Origin of the sequence: Paenibacillus rhizosphaerae (genome assembly GCF_014192015.1) — a bacterium.
GTDB lineage: Bacteria > Bacillota > Bacilli > Paenibacillales > Paenibacillaceae > Paenibacillus_AQ > Paenibacillus_AQ rhizosphaerae.
This window is the reverse complement of record NZ_JACHXJ010000001.1, coordinates 1,567,543-1,584,811: the sequence shown is the minus strand read 5'-3', so window position 1 is coordinate 1,584,811 and position 17,269 is coordinate 1,567,543. Positions and strand designations below refer to the sequence as shown.

At 51.6% G+C, this 17,269-nt stretch carries 18 protein-coding genes; 1 reads left to right on the top strand and 17 read right to left on the bottom strand.

Going from position 1 to position 17,269, the window contains the following annotated elements:
- Positions 1 to 149: 149 nt before the first annotated feature.
- Complete coding sequence (locus tag FHS19_RS06905; protein WP_183580507.1) at positions 150 to 371, bottom strand: hypothetical protein; 222 nt, start codon at positions 369 to 371, stop codon at positions 150 to 152.
- A gap of 409 nt (positions 372 to 780) precedes the next feature.
- Positions 781 to 3,570 carry a DEAD/DEAH box helicase family protein gene (locus FHS19_RS06900; protein WP_312887169.1) on the bottom strand — a complete coding sequence of 930 codons (2,790 nt, stop codon included), beginning with the start codon at positions 3,568 to 3,570 and terminating at the stop codon, positions 781 to 783.
- Positions 3,571 to 3,787: 217 nt separating this feature from the next.
- Here FHS19_RS06900 and FHS19_RS06895 point away from each other — a divergent pair, with 217 nt between their 5' ends.
- Positions 3,788 to 4,216 (top strand): EamA family transporter, encoded by a 429-nt coding sequence (locus FHS19_RS06895; protein ID WP_183580504.1) that lies wholly within the window; start codon positions 3,788 to 3,790, stop codon positions 4,214 to 4,216.
- A gap of 5 nt (positions 4,217 to 4,221) precedes the next feature.
- Here FHS19_RS06895 and FHS19_RS06890 read toward each other — a convergent pair whose 3' ends face one another.
- The 15 genes from FHS19_RS06890 to FHS19_RS06825 form a co-directional block, all read right to left on the bottom strand.
- On the bottom strand, positions 4,222 to 5,271 hold the full coding sequence (locus tag FHS19_RS06890) for a VTT domain-containing protein (RefSeq protein WP_183580501.1): 1,050 nt from the start codon (positions 5,269 to 5,271) through the stop codon (positions 4,222 to 4,224).
- Entirely contained in the window at positions 5,246 to 5,539 is a 294-nt protein-coding gene (locus tag FHS19_RS06885; RefSeq protein WP_183580497.1) for a DedA family protein, read from the bottom strand. The genes FHS19_RS06890 and FHS19_RS06885 overlap by 26 nt, the downstream gene beginning before the upstream one ends.
- A 246-nt stretch (positions 5,540 to 5,785) precedes the next feature.
- On the bottom strand, positions 5,786 to 6,433 hold the full coding sequence (locus FHS19_RS06880) for a GntR family transcriptional regulator (protein WP_183580494.1): 648 nt from the start codon (positions 6,431 to 6,433) through the stop codon (positions 5,786 to 5,788).
- 169 nt (positions 6,434 to 6,602) lie between these two features.
- On the bottom strand, positions 6,603 to 7,094 hold the full coding sequence (locus tag FHS19_RS06875) for a TVP38/TMEM64 family protein (RefSeq protein ID WP_281382508.1): 492 nt from the start codon (positions 7,092 to 7,094) through the stop codon (positions 6,603 to 6,605).
- 162 nt (positions 7,095 to 7,256) lie between these two features.
- Positions 7,257 to 8,423 carry an MGDG synthase family glycosyltransferase gene (locus tag FHS19_RS06870; RefSeq protein ID WP_183580488.1) on the bottom strand — a complete coding sequence of 389 codons (1,167 nt, stop codon included), beginning with the start codon at positions 8,421 to 8,423 and terminating at the stop codon, positions 7,257 to 7,259.
- An 84-nt stretch (positions 8,424 to 8,507) separates the two neighbouring features.
- The gene (locus FHS19_RS06865) at positions 8,508 to 8,684 is read right to left on the bottom strand and encodes a hypothetical protein (RefSeq protein WP_183580485.1); all 177 of its coding nucleotides are present in this window, start codon (positions 8,682 to 8,684) and stop codon (positions 8,508 to 8,510) included.
- A 287-nt stretch (positions 8,685 to 8,971) separates the two neighbouring features.
- Positions 8,972 to 9,577 (bottom strand): C40 family peptidase, encoded by a 606-nt coding sequence (locus tag FHS19_RS06860; RefSeq protein WP_183580482.1) that lies wholly within the window; start codon positions 9,575 to 9,577, stop codon positions 8,972 to 8,974.
- Between the two features lie 214 nt (positions 9,578 to 9,791).
- Positions 9,792 to 10,547, bottom strand: a complete 756-nt coding sequence (locus tag FHS19_RS06855) for an ABC transporter permease (protein WP_183580479.1) — start codon at positions 10,545 to 10,547, stop codon at positions 9,792 to 9,794.
- A complete protein-coding gene (locus FHS19_RS06850) occupies positions 10,538 to 11,215 on the bottom strand; it encodes an ABC transporter ATP-binding protein (protein WP_183580475.1) in 678 nt (225 codons plus the stop codon). Before FHS19_RS06850 ends, FHS19_RS06855 begins: the two co-directional genes overlap by 10 nt.
- A gap of 190 nt (positions 11,216 to 11,405) precedes the next feature.
- Positions 11,406 to 12,578, bottom strand: a complete 1,173-nt coding sequence (locus tag FHS19_RS06845) for an amidohydrolase (protein ID WP_183580472.1) — start codon at positions 12,576 to 12,578, stop codon at positions 11,406 to 11,408.
- A 147-nt stretch (positions 12,579 to 12,725) separates the two neighbouring features.
- Positions 12,726 to 14,525, bottom strand: coding sequence for an oligoendopeptidase F (pepF, locus tag FHS19_RS06840; protein ID WP_183580469.1), 1,800 nt, complete (start codon positions 14,523 to 14,525; stop codon positions 12,726 to 12,728).
- Between the two features lie 310 nt (positions 14,526 to 14,835).
- Positions 14,836 to 15,063, bottom strand: coding sequence for an ATP-binding cassette domain-containing protein (locus FHS19_RS34790; protein ID WP_312887155.1), 228 nt, complete (start codon positions 15,061 to 15,063; stop codon positions 14,836 to 14,838).
- Positions 15,042 to 15,197, bottom strand: a complete 156-nt coding sequence (locus tag FHS19_RS34785) for a hypothetical protein (protein WP_246426440.1) — start codon at positions 15,195 to 15,197, stop codon at positions 15,042 to 15,044. The genes FHS19_RS34790 and FHS19_RS34785 overlap by 22 nt, the downstream gene beginning before the upstream one ends.
- A 222-nt stretch (positions 15,198 to 15,419) precedes the next feature.
- Positions 15,420 to 16,406, bottom strand: coding sequence for a phosphotransferase enzyme family protein (locus tag FHS19_RS06830; RefSeq protein ID WP_183580465.1), 987 nt, complete (start codon positions 16,404 to 16,406; stop codon positions 15,420 to 15,422).
- 135 nt (positions 16,407 to 16,541) lie between these two features.
- Positions 16,542 to 17,264 carry a GNAT family N-acetyltransferase gene (locus FHS19_RS06825; protein ID WP_246426439.1) on the bottom strand — a complete coding sequence of 241 codons (723 nt, stop codon included), beginning with the start codon at positions 17,262 to 17,264 and terminating at the stop codon, positions 16,542 to 16,544.
- Positions 17,265 to 17,269: the final 5 nt, after the last annotated feature.

Here is a 17,269-nt window from a genome sequence, read left to right as displayed (position 1 = left end):
ATTTTGTTAATTAATAATATACCTGGGTTGGTTTTTTGTGTCAAGGGTTATTTTTACAGATAAAATCCTAGAATTGGGCTTTACACAAATTAGTTTTGCATGATAAACAAAAAAACAAGCCGACTTGCAAAGCGGCTTGTTTCAACTCTTCATTCTTCAGGTTTCACTTTAAAACTTATGAATTCTTTAACCAATCCGGCATCCTCCAGAAAAATAGTTTTCCCTCCTAATTCGGAACCCATGGCCAACTTGTTTCCTTCAGCCATGTAAATACTGACGGAATCCCCGGCAGTGAACTCTACCGTCATGCCGTGGAAAAACGTTTCGGGAAATATCCGAGGCAGCATCACTTCCGTGCCTTCCGAAGTCATTTTTTTAAGGATCCGGCAAACGGTACGAATCCCCTCCTGATCCTGCTTGTTCGCTGCGATCAGCGGTTTGTACGTGATATCTCCATCCTGCATATGAACAGATTTTCACGGTGTCGACAGTGCATGAAGCGGCCATCTCCTGAAAACTGCGCTCTTTGGGCAGTAGGTCAGCCGCTCAGAGTTGGCGTTTTTTTGGAACGGACTGAGATAAGCGAAATCTAATATTCCATACTCAGGATACCCACCGTCCCCGGCGAAGCTCAGCGTATCTCCAGGATACGGTGTCTGGTTCTCATGGGCGTAATTCAGATTCAATAAACGCCTGGAATCAGCTGTTGGTTGCCACCCTGGGAAAATTCTCCGCAATAAATTCACCAGCTTCAGTGCCGCATGTTTTGGTTTGCTCGGCTTACCGCCAAGCGCTGACCCGCTCGGATTTGCGGACAAACATCGACGTTAGGGATTTCGCCCTTGCATCGAGCAGTTTCTTGCGGCCCTCGGGAGTCCGGGTATAGACCAGCTCGGCCGGTCCGATATGCTTTCGCCACAGAACGGCAAACCGCTCGGCATGTTCCTTGCGGCGCCCGATCTCCTCCGGCACGGCATGGTAATCATGCGGCCGGCCGAACCACCGCCACGATGTGCGATAGACTAGATAGCGGGGATTGTCAATCGGATCGAGCAGCTGCTGCAGGGCATTTAGGAACAGTGTCTTTTCATGCGTACTCCCATCCCTCAGCCAGCATACGACCGTCCCCCCTTCCTCCTGGGTTCCGATCAGATGGATGCTCGGAGCGGGTTGAACCAGCTTCATTTCAAACAGCACGGTGTATACGGCTAATCCGACTTCGCGAATCCTTCGTTCCAGCGACTGGTGCTTGATCGTCATTTTTGCAGCCTTGAAGATCCAGGGGCTGGCACAGACGGCAGCCAAACCGGCAGCGATGCTGAATTTGAACCACCCCGGTGCATCCGAGTTCATCATTTGAGGCGATGAAGCCGCGTCAAAAAAAGTCTCCAATGCGAACACCAACGCAAAAATAACAACCGCTTTGATCGTATAAGGAAAAACCACTGGCCTTGGAACAATATTTCCCCCTGCCTTCAGCTCCTCGGTCATCGAACCCTGCAGGGCGACGGCTGATGCCCAGTGCTCTTTAAGCAAATGCCGCTCCTTCGCCCTTTCCAATGTTTGTGCATTGTACAGCTCAATATCCCTTTCCGCGAACTGTCCCGGCACCCATCCCATACGCTCCATGCCGGACTCGATCGTTTCATTCGTAACGGACAAGCCCACCAGCGAGCGGAAACGTCTGGCTAGAGACGCCATATCTTCTCCGCCATCCGCAAGCTCCGTATCGACGCAGGCCAAATGCCATATCACCCCGCTTTTATCCGGATTTCCGCGCTGAGCACGGATCGCACGGCCCCGCATTTGATTGGACAGCATAAATGAGCCTACGTAGGAGGCCATGATCATCGAGTTGATCCCCGGCGCATCCCAACCTTCGCCCAGCAGCGCGGCCGTACCGATAAGTACATGAACGCCACCTTGGTCAAAGAGCTCGGTGACCCATTCGACAATCGCTGAACGATTTGCATCGCGCACTTCAATCGACACGTATTCGGAATCATGGGCGAGCGGTCGCTCCGTGAGCATAATTCCGCGCTGACCGGCCGTCTCCCGTACCCAAGCAGCCGCATCGACTGGCAGGATCACAAGTGAGCCGGTCAGGACGCCGATGGGGAGATCTCGCACGCTCGGTTCTTTTTCTTTAAGCCGTCTGCGTATGGTTTCGAAAATCGGGACCACCCCGAGGCGCTGAATTGGCTGTTCATCCCCCGCTTGCTTAGGCATGTCTTCCTTCCGGATATAATCGGTCAGGATGACCATTCGCAGGCCTTCCCCAAGGACCGATCTCTCAAAATCGAGGATATGCCCGATTTGCTTCAGCTTCGAAACGCTGTGAACCAGCATCTTATCCAGTGCCGGGGTAGTCCGCAAGTACAGTTTTCGCCGTTCAATCATGCCGAGTTGGCTGAGCCGTCTGCGAAGTTCCTTCAGCTCAGGCCGATCTGATTCCACATAGGCATCTTTAAACAATACCCCGTTCAACAGTTCCTCCAGCCATTCGTCGCTAAGATTAGGCGTATCTGCTTCTTTAAGCCCCAGCAGCTTTACCGCATCGCGCCACACCGGCTGATTCGCCGCCCGTAAGAAAATAACCATGCTGGAGTAATATCCCGGAGAAGATAAAATCTCTTCCATATGGGATTCCCCGTTTGTGATCCAAGGATGGCCGGCGATCAGCCCGGTCATGAACTTGTCCCGGATGAGCTCGCCCCGTAGCCTAGCCGCATGCATGCGAAACTCGCGGAGCTGTGCCGCTTCATTCTCCTCTGGCGGGGTCAGCATGATGTAATCCTGATGCGGGCACAACTCGCCATGACGGACAAGCTCCGGCACGCTGATCTCCTCATCCATCGGACCGCACAGCTCGATATACCGCTGCCACTCGTTCGGGTTCACGTCATACGGCGGCGTTGCCGTCAGCGCAATTTTGGTCGGCCGCTCCAGCATGCCGCACAGCTGAACGGCGCTCCTCCACCAGGACACGCGCAAATGATGGGCTTCGTCAAAGATGACGGTGTGCAGGCCCAACTTCTTCAGCCTTTCAATAATCTCCACCGCTGGTGACGGCTGGTCCCCTTCGTCTTCTTTCTCCGCCACCTTCATGTCTTCTTGAATCTCCTGCTCCTCCGGAACCGATCCATGTTCAGTCGCAGCATCTTCTGTATCATCGACCGCCGTTTTCATCCCATGTTCAATTGGAACGTTAGACAGCTTGTCACCCAGCTCCTCAAATTTTTTCTCAGCGGCACTGAGAACGGTATGTAAGGCCTGATAAGTTGTATTCGTGACCATTGCCGGATGATGAATGGAAGTCGACAACCAATCCGGGCGTATGTCTGTATCCAAAAAGAGCTCCATGAAGCGGTTTGCCCACTGCTCCTTAATCGTCAAGGTCGGTGCCAAAATGATCGTCGGCCGGTTGATGCGCAGCATGACTTCCAGGCCCAAAACCGTTTTGCCGGATCCGGGAGGCGCGACAAGATGCAGGTGACGATTGCGCAAATGCTCGTCCAAACGGTCCAGTACCCGCTTTTGATAGGAACGCCACGGATAGCGAAATTGGATATGGTCAGGAAAAACCTTGGTCTGATTCCCTATGGCAGTCCACCTCTTTTCATCTATTTCTGTTCATCCTACCCCTCTTTACGCGCAAAAACGTGCCAGGGATTCGGGGAATGGATATTTTGTAAAATCATTCATGATTTGAGTCAGTGATGAACAATACTATAATAGGGAATCCTTACCGCTGTTGAAAAGTCTTTTATGGAAAAGGGGGATGCTTATGCCTGCATGGCTTATTTACGCGCTGCTTTCAGCCGCAGCGGCTGCGTTGGTATCCATTTTCGGGAAAATCGGTCTGCAAAACATCGATGCCAACGCCGCAACGGCGATCCGGGCCGTGATCATGGCCCTGTTTCTGCTCGGTGTCATTGCCGTGCAGGGGAAGTTCGGCCAGCTTGGAAGCATTTTTACACAGAAAAAAGCACTCAGCTTTATCGTGCTCAGCGGAGTGGCAGGTGCAACATCGTGGCTGTTCTATTTTTTGGCCCTCAAGTACGGCAAAGTTTCGCAGGTAGGGCCGATCGACAAGTTAAGCGTCGTGATCGCCGTCATTCTGGCCTTTTTGTTCCTCGGCGAAAAAATATCTTGGCTGAACTCGGCCGGCGTCGTATTGATCGCAATCGGCGCACTGCTGGTTGCCGTTAAATAACCGGATTACACACCTTTGTTGCCGCTGCCTTGTTCTGCGGAGATGCCAAGTTCCGACTCCTTGAATTTGCGCATGATTTCCAGCAGCATCACATGCAGACTGACCCAGACACCGCCAAAAATGTATCCGGCAAACACATCGCTTGGGAACTGCACCTGAAAATAAACCCGGCTGATCCCGACGGCCAAACAGATCAGGATCACCGCCAAAACGATGGGGATCCGGACGTTACGGAAGTGATAATGCCGCAGCAATAAAAAGGCCGAAAAACCGCATACCGTCAGCGTAACTAACGTCTCCTCGCTCGGAAAAGTATGGAACAGCTGTACGCCAGCTGCCACCGGGCCTGGACGATGAAACAACAGGCGAAGCACCCTGTCCAAGAACTCTCCGCCGGCCACGACCCAAACCAGGAACGTTAAGTCCAGCCTGCGGTCCCGGCTGTGGAGCACGATCCACAAGCCTGTCAGGCATAGAACCGGCCCATACAAATCCAAAGTCCCGAACCTCTCGAATACGTGCATCCATCCCGCCCACTCTGGACCGAACAGAACCGATACTAAATATGAGGCAATTGGGTCGAATTGTCCGTACTCATGCGCCAAGAAATCCTGAATGACGCCGAGCATTAACGAAAAAAACAATACGAACGCAGCAAAGGAGGCCAGCAGCAATAGACGGACCTTCCCGAACGACTGGAAGTGACGCACGCCGCTTACCAGCAAATCCATCAACCGCTCGATCGCTTGATGTTTATACTTGCGGTACACATAAATGGCCGCTGTCACCAGTGCTGAACCGATCCCGAACACGACCATGTACCGATTAACCGTAGAGTGATAGGCTTCCCATTTCGGGCCGAGCACTTTACCAAGTGAAATGAACAGGCCTACCCAAAAAAGAGCGCCGGTGTAGGCAAACAGCGCATAACGCCGGAATGGCATCCGCGTTACGCCGCAAAAGTAACCGGTAATGTGACGGACCCCCGGTATGAAATAAGCGGCAAATAGAAGCTTGTCCCCGTAGCGCTCAAACCAGCCCGTGATTTGATCCATCCTCTCTTCGGTGAGATGGACCTTGCTGCCATGGCGTGAAATAAAAGGGCGTCAGCCGGTATCCGATCCAATGCGACAAAGTCACGCCGGTCAAGACGCCGGCTCCGGCCGACGCCATGCTCAGCAGCCAGTTCAATTTCCCTTCATACACAAACAGGCCGGTATAGCTCATCATCATTTCACCGGGAAGAGGAAGGGCAAGCATTTCCAGGCACAAGAACAGACAAATCAATGCGTAACCATAGTGCTCAAGCAAATTCGTCAGCATACGTACTTCCAGCTCCCTCTGCACTAGCGGTTATAACTTATTTAATCGTATTCATTTACTTGATTGGCTTAATAGATGCCGCCCTCTCTATATTTGCCCTCAATTTCACGCATTTAACATGTGCTGATCCGGTTTCGAATGATACGCAGTATAAATCGACTGTGAATCCTTGCCAAACCGCAGGGTCAGTGCTTGTTGTGCAGATAAATGTAAAAGCGGGCTCTGTAAAGAGCCCGCTTTCGTGAACTAAATGATTCCGTTCGTAATCAGCTGTTCGTAAGTAACCGTGTAGATCTCCAATAACGCTGCTTTGGCCGCGGCCAAATCCCCTTGTACCAGCGCGTCATAAGCCTTCTGGTTTGAATCAAGTGATTTATGCGGCTTGTATTGGGGATACAGCTTGCGGTACGAAATCATCTTGTATAAAATTTTTCCCTTGGACTGCTCCATCACGTTCAGCATATGCTGGTTATGCAGCGTCCGGATGATCGTTTCAATAAAATCAAGGAAGCTCTCATAATAACCGGAAATATCGTCGTCTTCCTTTGCCTGGATTTGACGCTCTAGATGTTTGCGGAGCGTATGCAGATCAAAAGTAAGCTCCCGCCGTTCAGCCGTGTTAATGACATAAACCTGCATCGAGATAAGCAGTTCGAGGATCTCAGCATACTCCCGAAACGTCAAGTCCTTAACCAGCACTCCCCGTCCCCGGAACGATTCAACAAACCCTTCCGTCACCAGAAGCGAGATGGCGGCCCGGATTGGCGTCCGGCTCATTTGCAGCTGTTCGGCCAGATCATTCTCGGAGAGGAGCGTACCGGGCAAGTATTCCGCGTAAATGATTCTGCGTCGAAGTTCTTGATAAGCCCTAGTTTCCAATGTCGGGGAAGACATGTTCCTCACAAATCCTTTGCTTTTTTGATTTTATGTTAGCAAAACGTCCCCCGTTTGAAAAGGGCAGTCAGCAAGCGAATATGGTATCGAGCAGAATTTGCCACCTGTAGCTCTGCAATGAGACAGGAAAGTTTGGAAACAGCCTGGGCCTTTTCTGCTGATGTAACGACTACTCCGCCGTCACCCTGCTTTCTCGGGATTTGACGGAACTCCGCTTCTTGACATACCATGACAAACCGGCAAGGATGATTAATAAGATGCACCCGATCACTGCCCCGAGCAGCGATCCTTTCCGAATACCGGCGTACATTGCGCTCATGGCCACTGTATGCGGAAACACGCCGACAGCCGTCGTCAGCATGTAACGAAATAGGTTGACCTTTAACAGACCGGCGGCATAGTTGACGGCATGATAAGGGATGAAGGGAACGAAGCGTGCGATCAGAAGACCTTTGTATTCACTCGTTCCCAGCCAATCCTCCATTTTGGCCAAATACGGTTCAACCCGCGTACCTGCAAAATATGAAGTAAAAGATCGGGCAAGCCAATACCCTCCGATGCCCCCGATGATTCCCGATGCCCACAGGCAGAGACCTCCCCAATAAGCTCCGTAGATTTCCAGAACCATTACAGCGGTGAGTTCTCCTGGCAGCGGGAGCATATTAAGCAGGGTTTGAAACAGAAACACAGCGACGAAGCCAAGGAATCGATAGTGGCGTATCCACGCGATAATATATTCCCCATCTCCTGTTTGCAGCAGATAAACGGAATATATACCCGTTAGGAGCAGTATCCCGAACCATTTGAACGAGTTTTTCATCGTTTACGGGCGAACCAAAAGCTCATAATCACGGTTTGCATTTTGATGATTGTGCAGCGTCCTCAAAATATCATTCACGATCAGCTCGCCTGCTGTTCCTCTATGAAATTGAGCCATATTCCCGCGGATCCGATCGGATATTACCGGTGCACTGAGAAAGTGCCGCAGCTGCTCCGCGAGCTGACGGACATTGGATGCAATCTGGGCCATTCCGTTATTTTTGAAATACCGGGCGTTTTCCCTTTCCTGTCCGCCGTAAGGACTCAGAATAAAGATCGGCAGCTTCAGAATGACCGCCTCGGATAATGTAATGCCCCCCGCTTTCGTTACGATACATGAGGACACGGCCATCAGATCGTGAATGTTCTTGACGTATCCAAGAATATTCACCTGCGGCTGCCCCGCAAACAGTGCTGTCAATTTCTCATAGGCTTGCTGTTTGCGTCCGCATACGACTGTAATTTCGCAAACTTCTTGATCAACCAGCAGATGAATGAGCTCGACAAGCTGCTGGAACACCGTAAATGTTCCTGCCATCATCAATATACGCTTACCTTTGGCCGTTCCTTGTGCAGCACCGCGCAACGGGGCTTCGGCGGCAGCTGTATAGAATTGGGGGCGCACCGGGATACCGGTAACGCTAATTTTCTCCGCCACGCCGTCATAATTTTGGACCATCCTATCCTTGATCTCGTTGGTAGCCACATAATAGGTGAATGTATCCGGATGAATCCAACGGGAATGCAGGGCATAATCGGTAATAACGGTAAACGTGCGTGCCGCGTGGACGCATTCCCGCTGCGAAACGACGCCGAAAGGGAATGTATTGATGATCGCATCGGGCCGGAAACGGCTGATGGTCTCCAGCATTTTGCGTTTAACGAGTCCGTTCAGGTACCGCATCACCGGACCGGATGGACTGGAATCCCTGGTCATGTAATAGCTCCAGCCATAATAGTCGAAGCCCAATTGGGACGTAAACGTGCTCATTTGATACACTTTTGAGAATAAGGAGTTCAGTACCGGATGAGCTTCCTTCATGAGGTCAATAATTTGCACCTGGTTGACCTGCTGCGCATGAAAATAGTGCAATATTGCCGAGGATACCTGAAGATGGCCGTCTCCAAAACCGGCAGTCAAAATTAAAATACGCGGGTGACGGTTAAGCATGCTTGTTCCCTCCCTATGGTCACATCGGATTTCCCAGGCGACACTAGTCGATGCCTGATCCGGTCAGGATGATCTGCCAAGAGTTTAACCGTGGTTTCGCTGATATGAGAAATCCTTGCCGGGAATGACCAATATATGGTCCAAAATAAATTGCTGCTCTTTCTCGGAAAGGCCGGACCGTAGAATCATATGGCGAATACGTGTTTCCAAGTCATGCATCGACTGCAAAAACAAATCCATATCCTGAAGCTGCTCATACATGCTTCTCACTCCTCCCCATCTATATTCAAATTCCATGGCTTAAATTTCATTGAAGACGGTTTCCACAGATTCCGGATCGGTTGCTGTCTGAGGTGCGGTCAAGATGTGCAAAACCGTACAGGTCTTCCAGTGTCCGCACTCGATGAGAAGATAAGCACTGCTGCCATATCAACAATCAGTACCAGTTTGATCATACCTTGAGATTGTAAACAAATGATAATCCTTCCTAACATTTTCTGTATACAAAAAAGCAGAGCCCCTAATGAGACCCTGCCTTGTATGATGATCTAGTGTTCCCCTTGTTGATGTTCTCCATTTGTACTTTCGGATTGATTCAAGTTTGCAATCTGCCCACCGGAAGCCTGTCCATTGTCAGAGATGACACGACGAGCGGTTACAAAGGTGTCATCCCATGTGCTCCCATCAAAATCGGATACCGTTACACCAATACCGACGCTGTAGGTATGCAGAAGCTGTCCATTGCCTATATAAATGCTGACGTGATTAATGACGCCGTCATGATTTGTATCGGAGAAAACCAAGTCCCCCGGCTGCAGTCGATCCTTGGACACCGGCGTACCAACCTGCGATTGCTCTTTAGATGAGCGCGGCAGATCGATACCGTTTTGCTTGAAAACATATTGCGTGAATGAGGAACAATCGAATTCGTCCGTTCGGCCGGATGTTGCTCCAAACTGATAACGCACGCCTAGAAATTGTTTACCTGTCGCGATGACCTGATCCGACACGGAGCTGTCAGATACCGAGGCTGCGTGAACCGGATGGGCTGGCAGCAGCATACTTCCGGAAAAAGCAACGGAGAGACACAAGCCGATTCCCATATAAGTTTTGACGATACGGCTCTTTCTGATGAGGTTCGTGTTGTTATTCATAAAGACCCTCCCCTAGAAGTCGTATTGAGTGGAGTGGAATCCATTCGTATAACACTTCACCCTTCACAACTAGTTATAGACGATAGATATTAAAAAATGATGAGAATATCCAGTATATCCCATATGCAATTTTATCCAAGCACATGCCGTGAAGTTGAAAGGAAGTACTGCAGGCCATCATCTTGTAAGGGATCCAAATCACCATGGCAACAAATTATGTATCCGAACGCGTAAATTGGCCCAGCTTACCGAACCACAGCCGGTAGCTCATCAGGGCCAGCAATATGCTGGTGAGCGCTGCCGACGAAGCGAACGCAAACATGATCAAAATTTGATAACGGACCGCCTCCAGCGGACTGGCTCCGGCCACGATCATGCCCGTCATCATCCCGGGCAGCTGGACGAGCCCGACGGTCTTCATCCCGTCGATCGTCGGGATCATGCTGAAACGCGCCGAGCGGTTCAGCATGCGATGGATGGCCTGGCGTGGGCTAGCGCCGAGAGACAGCAGCGTCTCTACTTCCCCCCTCGACGTTACCGCTTCCCGCTTCATTTGGTTCAAAAACAAACTGGACACGACCATGGCGTTCCCGATGGTCATGCCGCTGATTGGGATCACATAACGGGCAGTGAACGGGATAATGCTTAGAGCGAGCAGAAGCCCCATCGTTACGACTTCCGTCATCGTGATGGTCAAACCGACGTACAGATAAATGCGCTTAAGCCCTTTTCCGCGCTTGCCCGCATGCCAGGTAGCTACCGCAATCATAACGGCCAGGATCAAAACTATGAGCAGGACATGTTGCGTACCAAATATGTATTGAAGAACAAACCCGACAGCGAGCAGCTGTATCGCGGAGCGGATCGTTCCATACAGAATATCCCGCTCCAATCCGAGCTTTTGCCATATGGATATGCCGACGGATACCGCAATAAAAACAAGTGTCGAAGCCAGCGCGATCAGAGACATGATACCCCTCCCTCCGACAAAGTCCCATTGGAGAGCGACCAGACCTTTTCCCCGATCCGTGCTGCTTGGTCACGGTCATGGGATATCCAGACATAACCCGTTCCCTCTTGCCGGTTGATGTCTGTGATCAAACGTTCCACCGCATATTTGCTGACATCGTCGAGTGAGGAGGTGATCTCGTCCAGCAGAAGAAGCTTTGGACGCAGCAATAAGGACCGCACCAGAGCCACCCGCTGCTTTTCGCCACCCGAAAGGGTGGAAGCTTCTTTGGACAAGCCCATTTCTTCAAGCCCTACGCTTGACAACAGATGAGCCGCATAGGAAGGATCATATTCCGCATGATGCAGCCTGCTCACCGTACGCAGATTATCCTCGACCGTACCCTCAAGCATGACCGGTGTTTGGCTGACGTAACAGACGTTCATTCGCCAGGCTTGCGGATCCCACTGGTGCAGCGGCCTTCCGAGCAGAACCATCTCCCCGCTGTCCGCTTCATCGAGCAGACCAAGAATGCGCAGCAGGGTGCTTTTGCCTTGACCGGACGGCCCGACGAATACGATTTTCTCTCCTGCGAGGACGGTGCCGGCTATTTGCGCAAAGATGATTCGGTTAGAGACCGCGGATATCGTTTTGCTTAAATTCGCAAATGACAAGACGCTATCGATCATTCATATAAGTCTCCTCTGTAAATGGCTTTCTTTTGTAAGATTACAATCCATTTTAAACATTCAGGCAGGAATTGTCATGGCTTATGGATCGATCAGTTGCACGGATTTGCCCAAGTGTCTTGAACATGTCGCACATACTACCGTAAGTTGATGAAAACAGGGAAATAAAAAAAGCCGCGAAGCTCGCGGCTTATCGGGTATTCAATTCGTTCAGGCACCGCATCGCCAGATGGCTGTAATATTCCGCAGCCGGGAGCAGCGCATCCTCTTCCGGATTAAACTTCGGATGATGCAGCGCATAAGGCGAGTTAGACCCTACATACACAAATGCGCCGGGAATGTGCTGGAGGTAATAGGAGAAATCCTCGCCCCCCATGCTTGGTCCGAGCACTTTGGTGATATACCCGGATTCCGCCGCCGCATCGCTGGCGAACTTGGCCCAGTATGCATCGTTGATCGTGGCTAGAGGCCCCGGATACCATTTCAGCTCGGCCGACACGCCCGACGATGCTCCGATCCCGTCAATAATTTGGCGGATCGTTTCCGGAATGCGATGCTGCACCCCCACATCCAGCGTCCTCACTGTCCCTTCAAGTTCCACCGTTCCAGGAAGGACGTTCCACGTATTGCCACCGGAAATGCGGGTCACGCTGACCACGACGGCATCGAGTGCGCTGACCCGGCGGCTGCTGATCGTTTGCAGTGCCAGGATGATTTGGGATGCGGCGACAATCGCATCGGTCCCTTTTTCAGGCGTCGCTGCATGCGCACCGATTCCGTTAATGACAATTTCGAACCGGTCGACGCCAGCGGTAATGGCGCCTTCGCATGTGCCCAATTCTCCAACCGCAAGCTCCGGCGAATTGTGAAGGCCGAAGATCGCCGATACGCCTTCCAGTCCTCCTGAATCCACTACGTCTTTAGCTCCGTGTCCAGTCTCTTCCGCCGGCTGAAAAATAATACGTACCGTTCCTTGAAGCTCATCCTCTTTTTCCTTCAGCAAATAGGCGGCTCCCAAGGCGACAGTCGCATGAAAATCGTGGCCGCAAGCATGCATTTTCCCCGCAAACTTGGATCGGAACGGAACGTCCGTCTCTTCATCGATTGGCAGCGCGTCAATGTCTGCCCGAAGCGCCATGACCGGTTCTTTGCCAGTCCCGATTTGGGCGATGACCCCCGTCTTCAGATTGGGTAAATCCAAAATTTCAATATTGGCTTCCTTCAGCCACGCTTTGATTTTGCGCGTCGTTTCGAACTCTTCATTGGATAATTCGGGCTCCAAATGCAGATTGCGGCGAATGTCCACCAGGCGATCCCGCAGCCCCGTATCGGAACTGGTATTCGTTAATCCAGGTTTGGCCATGCGAATTCCTCCTTTATCGTTTTAATCAGACTAATATGGTAGGGATTCAGATGTCAATTCGTTTATAACAAGTCGGTCAATCATGGAACAAAAAAAATAGAAAAGCCCGAACATTCGGGCTCTTCTCCTCTTCCATATTACAATCAATCAATACAAGCGCTCAAGCTCATCGATCAGGGAACCGACGTAAGCGGCCGCACTTCGGATCGGATCGGGCTGCGACATATCCACGCCGGCCAGCTTCATCAGTTCCAGAGGGCTCATTGAGCCACCGGCTTTTAACACTTCGAGCCAGCGGTCAACTGCAGGCTGTCCTTCCTCCCGGATCAGCTTGGCGACGGCAGTGGATGCAGAGAGACCGGCCGCATAGGTGTATGGATACAAGCTCATATAATAATGCGGCTGCCGCATCCACGTTAACTTGGCTTCTTCGTCGATGACCACGTCCGCTCCCCAGAACGATGACAGGATATCGCCCTTCAGATCGCACAAGGTTACCGCAGTAATCGGCACATTCTTCATGGCCAGATCATAAACTCTACGCTGAAGCTCGCCTTCCAATAAATGCGTAACAAAATTGTGGAAGTACGTGCCGAGCAGCTGCGAAATCACCCAGCGGCGCATTCTAGGTTCATCCGACTGTGCCAGCAAATGATCCGCCAGCAAGAGTTCGTTCATCGTCGACGGTGCTTCGATAAAATACAAGGATGGACGGGCATTCGTCAGCCGCTGGTATTTCCCTGCGAGCATCAAATGGCCGGCATGCCCTACTTCGTGAGCGAGCGTAAACGCCCCGCGCATGCTGTCGGACCAGCTGATCAGAATGTACGAGTGTACACCCGGAATCGACGAGCAGAAAGCCCCCGTGCGTTTGCCGGCATTGTCCGCGTAATCCACCCAGCGGTTGCGGAAGGCATCCGATACGATTTCTCCGTACTCCGGTCCGAGGATGGCCAAGGCTTCCTTGATCCGTTCTCCGGCTTCCTGAAAAGATATTTCCGGGTTGTAATCAGGATCGAGCGGCGCTTTCAGGTCGGCAAACGTCATCTCATCCAACTGGAGCACCTTTTTCTTAAGAGCGGCATATCTGCGCATATGCGGTGCCAGTTCCTCCTGTAAAATATCCAGGACGTTGTTGTACATCTCCTTGGTGACCTGCTGTGGCTGCAGAAGCATATCGGTCACGGACTCGTAACCGCGAAGCCTTGATTCAATGACCTGTCGCTTGACTTCCGTGCCGTATGCCTCGGCAAACGTATTCCGGTACTTGTGCAGTGTGTCGCTAAACGCTTTAAAGGAGCTGCGGCGCAGTTCAGTATCAGGCGATTCGCAGTACTTATTCTCGTATAGTGCAAACGAGACCGGTACTTCTTCCCCTTGGCCGTTCACCGCCGGCTTGAATGTCATATCAGCCAGCTTGCTCCGTTCATAAATACGGTACGGGGCATCCAGTACCTCGCCCAGCGACGCCAGCACCTTCTCCGTTTCTGCCGTCAAGCGGTGAGGCTTGGTTTGCAGGAGCAGACGAAGGCTGCGCTCGAATTCCCGCAGTTCGGGCTGATCTGCTATGTACTGGTCAATCGTCCCATCCGGAAGTGCAATGATTTCGGATTTGATAAAAGACAACGCCGAGCTGACCTGTGAAGCAAGGTCGCGCGCTTTTGAAGCGTTCGTCTGATTCTCCGGATTGATGCTGTCGCCGGACTGATGCAGGTAAGCATACGCTCCTGCCCGGCTCATTCTGCCGGAAAGCGCTTCCTGAGCCTGCAGGCAGGCCAGCAAAGTTCCGGCGCCTTCCCCGAGCTTGCCTTCATACTTCGCGACCGTGCCGATATCCCGCTGAATATCACTTAACTCTTGTTCCCACGCTTCTTTGGACGGAAAAATATCATCCAGGTTCCAGGTGGTTTCCACCGGCACTTCGGCCCGTGTTAAAATTTTCGACATGTACAAAGCCCCTCTCCCAAGTCATTGAATTGACCATTGTATAAATACCAATATGCTCCATTGTATCATAGATGGACGCAGTAACGGTAAGCGTTTTATGGATACAACGAGTGGGTCTTCCGGTAGTGTGAAGGGGACATGCCGACGATTTTAAGGCGTAATGATATGTTACAAAAACCACATAAAACAAATAACGGCAATCTCCTCACAAACTGTGTTGGGGGATTGCCGTTTGTTCACTTTAGACCATTGCTGCTGTTCGGGCAGATCCCAGATACATGGCAGAAATGTTAACTGGGTTCATCGAATGTCATGCCGGATGCTCCGTCAGCTTTCCTTTATCCAGATAAAATACCCGGTCGCAATATGGGAGCACCCTGTCATCATGCGTAACCATCACCGCGCTTTTCCGCTGCTCCTTGACCTGCTTCGCCATCATGGCGACCACTTCCAACCCTCGCGAAGCATCCAGACTTGCTGTCGGCTCATCGGCGAACAATACCGCGGGGTCATTCATCAACGCCCTGGGGATCGCCACCCGCTGCCGTTCCCCCCGGAAAGCTTATGCGGATAGGCATTTTTTCGATGCGTTAGCCCCATCTTCTGAAGCAGTTCGTCCGCCCTCGTAGCGCAATCCTCCCTGCTGCTCCCCGCCAGCTTTGCCACGATCATCAGCTGCTCCTCCACCTTGAGATATGGAATCAGATTGGCATTCTGAAAAATAATTCCCATTTTTCGAGGGCGCAGTTCCAGAGATGAACGGCATATGAACAAACCAATACAAAACCATGCCTCTCCGATTATTTCCCATTGTTCCCAGCCCAGTCTGCATCTAATAAAAGGCTTTAACAACAAAAGAGAAGCCCACTTGGGCTTCCGGCTTCTGCTTACAGCTTACACTTTGGAAAAGATCCGCTCACCCTGAAGGAACGGCTTGCAGTATTGTGCGCACAGGCGCGGCATTCTCTCCCGCATCCACGCATGAACCGTTTCATTCGGCATTTGAAAAGCATAATACCCGATGATTGCCACGAGCGCAAACCCGTCCAGCAGCACTCTATCGTCTGGGCTTATGCTGCGCCCGATCGCTTCGTAATATCCATCCAGCAGCACGTCCCTGTGTTCGGGCGGCACCATGATGGCCCCCATCGCCACGTCCAGAAGCTCGTATCCCTGTCCGAAAAAACCAAAATCGATAAAGCTCATGATGCCTTCGGGTGAAATCAGTACATTGCCTAATCCCAGATCTCCATGGATGAGCCCTAACCGGCCGGAAGGAGTCTCAGCTGACGCAGATAAAAGCTTGTTGATTTCCCGCAAGGTTTCGTCAATGATGTCTACATCGGATGCTGTAAACAGGCCTAGGCCGAGTCCTTTCCCGACCGTTTCGGCCAGCCATTGATTGTAAGCCATCCCCTGGCTGGGCCGATTTTCCAGCGTTTTGTGATGGTAACCGCGAAAAAAAGCATGCAGCTCGCCGATTTGGGTGCCGAGCCTGCGTACCAATTCGGGTTGGCTGACATCCGTTTTATTGAGGTCCCTCCCCTCTAACCATGAGAGCATGGAGCAATTCAGCTGACGTCCATTATGCTCCATCACGGTGATCAAGTTCCCTTCCACATTACGGATCGGGGTCTGGACGCTAAAGCCGCTGTTATGCGATAGCTCCTCCAGCAAATGCAGTTCACCCAGCAGTCCTTCATAGGTGTGCTGCTTACCGGTCATTCCCTCTTGAAAGGGCTGATGGATTCGCAGCGCATATTTGCGACCGGCGCCCGCGTTTACCTTGTAAGTTTTGTTTTCGTTATGCCGGAGAAAATCGAATGACGCCCCATGGATGCCAAACCTTAGTGCCAGCTGATCCAGTTCTTCGTTTGTCATGGATTGTACCTCTTTGAATGGGGATGAATGCTTTCTAATACCAAAAGACTACCATACGTCCACCTGAATTTATAATCGATTTCCATGAATTCTACAATCATTTCCGCGAATCAACTAACGCCCTCACCACTATTATTAATAGATCGAAAAGTTCACGCCATAGAAAGAAAGCCCCATTTTTCTCGCAACGCGCTGTGAAGATACATTATCCATTGAGGTACTGTACAGCGGAATACAGCCGAGCTCCCGAACGGCTTCGGCCCATCCCGCTGTCGCTGCAGCGGCGTACCCCCTGCCGCGGAATGCTTCCAACGTTTCCAGCCCGGCTTCATGCGCCATCGTACCGATGCGGACGCTGCGGCACACGCTGACGGCCCGGCCCCCTTGAAGAACCGCAATACAGGGCTGTGCATAGCTGATCTCGTCCGCAAGCCATTCGAATCCTCCACGCGAGAGCTGCTTTACATTTTCTGGCGTGACTCGCTGTACTTCGGTAGACGGATGCTCCGTCTCATTTTCAATATGAAAGCAAGGCCCCATCGTCGCCCTTTCACCTTGCAGCAGGTTCCAATAGTCCTTCTCATGCTTCGGCCTGGCCTGAAAGTCAACGACCGCAGCCTCTTCAGCACACCAACTCTCCAGCTGTTGGACCAGTTGGTCGGGTACGTCATGACGGAAACGCCAAACGTTCCTTCCCTCCGTCGTCCTTCCCAGGAAAAATCGCGGAGCCGTGCCTGAACCAGGCCAAGGTTCATTGACCAGATGCAGACGCCCTCTGCGGTCATGGGTAAACATAGCTTCCGCATGATATTCCATGAGATCCCGGGCGGAGGGTTTGAGAAAATAGCCATCTTTCAATATTC

Bases quoted from the DNA above. Each gene is read 5' to 3' on its own strand.
- FHS19_RS06905 (WP_183580507.1), bottom strand. From the start codon at position 371: ATGACTTCGGAAGGCACGGAAGTGATGCTGCCTCGGATATTTCCCGAA.
- FHS19_RS06895 (WP_183580504.1), top strand. From the start codon at position 3,788: ATGCCTGCATGGCTTATTTACGCGCTGCTTTCAGCCGCAGCGGCTGCG.
- FHS19_RS06890 (WP_183580501.1), bottom strand. From the start codon at position 5,271: ATGGATCAAATCACGGGCTGGTTTGAGCGCTACGGGGACAAGCTTCTA.
- FHS19_RS06885 (WP_183580497.1), bottom strand. From the start codon at position 5,539: ATGCTGACGAATTTGCTTGAGCACTATGGTTACGCATTGATTTGTCTG.
- FHS19_RS06880 (WP_183580494.1), bottom strand. From the start codon at position 6,433: ATGTCTTCCCCGACATTGGAAACTAGGGCTTATCAAGAACTTCGACGC.
- FHS19_RS06875 (WP_281382508.1), bottom strand. From the start codon at position 7,094: ATGCTCCCGCTGCCAGGAGAACTCACCGCTGTAATGGTTCTGGAAATC.
- FHS19_RS06870 (WP_183580488.1), bottom strand. From the start codon at position 8,423: ATGCTTAACCGTCACCCGCGTATTTTAATTTTGACTGCCGGTTTTGGA.
- FHS19_RS06865 (WP_183580485.1), bottom strand. From the start codon at position 8,684: ATGTATGAGCAGCTTCAGGATATGGATTTGTTTTTGCAGTCGATGCAT.
- FHS19_RS06860 (WP_183580482.1), bottom strand. From the start codon at position 9,577: ATGAATAACAACACGAACCTCATCAGAAAGAGCCGTATCGTCAAAACT.
- FHS19_RS06855 (WP_183580479.1), bottom strand. From the start codon at position 10,547: ATGTCTCTGATCGCGCTGGCTTCGACACTTGTTTTTATTGCGGTATCC.
- FHS19_RS06850 (WP_183580475.1), bottom strand. From the start codon at position 11,215: ATGATCGATAGCGTCTTGTCATTTGCGAATTTAAGCAAAACGATATCC.
- FHS19_RS06845 (WP_183580472.1), bottom strand. From the start codon at position 12,578: ATGGCCAAACCTGGATTAACGAATACCAGTTCCGATACGGGGCTGCGG.
- pepF (WP_183580469.1), bottom strand. From the start codon at position 14,525: ATGTCGAAAATTTTAACACGGGCCGAAGTGCCGGTGGAAACCACCTGG.
- FHS19_RS34785 (WP_246426440.1), bottom strand. From the start codon at position 15,197: ATGATCGTGGCAAAGCTGGCGGGGAGCAGCAGGGAGGATTGCGCTACG.
- FHS19_RS06830 (WP_183580465.1), bottom strand. From the start codon at position 16,406: ATGACAAACGAAGAACTGGATCAGCTGGCACTAAGGTTTGGCATCCAT.